The 953-nt window shown below is 41.6% G+C and carries 1 protein-coding gene; it reads left to right on the top strand.

Annotation, left to right across the window (positions count from 1 at the left end; all coding sequences use genetic code 11):
- Nucleotides 1-953: cadherin-like domain-containing protein (locus A3739_RS29360; RefSeq protein WP_197472056.1), on the top strand; the 953-nt coding region annotated here is incomplete at both ends.

Below are 953 nucleotides of genomic sequence, written 5' to 3' on the forward strand. Positions count from 1 at the left end.
GCCGATGGTAACTGGCATGATATGATCGTTGGCGTTGAATATTCAGCCGATACAGAGTTGCAGTATGTTCCAAATGATGGTGCAACAGATAATAGTATGGACGTCTTCATTGGAACATTTGATCCAGAAGATTCAACGGCAGAACCAGAGGATTGGGGATCAATCAATAATGGCGTTGCGACTTTTATTCAGGGTGATTTGACAGTCGTAACATCCATGAGCAACGGTAATGTTACAGCTTATAATTCTCAAGACACTCATATTGGTCTCGGTATTGGAGATCCCCGCCATAATGGTTTAAGTGATAAAGACGTTATGTCAGTCGAGATCTCAGGTGATGAGATCAACCATGTGACCTTCGAATTAAGCGGTCTAGGAAGTTGGTTTGATGCGAACAATAACCAGGCTACTCAGGTTGTGATCCGTGCGTATGATACACACGGCAATCTAATTGATTCACAAGGTGGTTTTCGAGAGAGTGGAAATCTAGAGGATAGTTACTCTTTCACTACAGATCAGCCCGTAGCTAAATTCGAGCTTGGTACAGTCGGCGGCCGTGGTCAATATGTAGTTAAGAACATGACGATTTCTCGTGTTTCAACCGAAGAGATAAAAGTCACGTCTATTCAGCCAGATGGCAGTGCAATTACAAATACGCATAGCTTAAATTTGACCGAGAATATGGATGATTCAGTTAATCTCACGGATGAATTAGTTGAAATCTCACCGAATATAACTGAAGTTTTGATCACCGTTGGCGAGGATAGTGTTCTAACTTTAACTCCTGAAAATCTGCTAAATAATGACTTCGATATTGATGGTGATGCTTTATCGCTTGTAAGTGTAGCTCCCTCAGAAAATACCCATGGAACCGTCGAGATTAATGATGCAGGGAATGTTGTTTACACACCAAATGGCGATTACAACGGTCAAGCTAACTTTACGTATACGAT

Source organism: Oleiphilus sp. HI0067 (genome assembly GCF_001635735.1).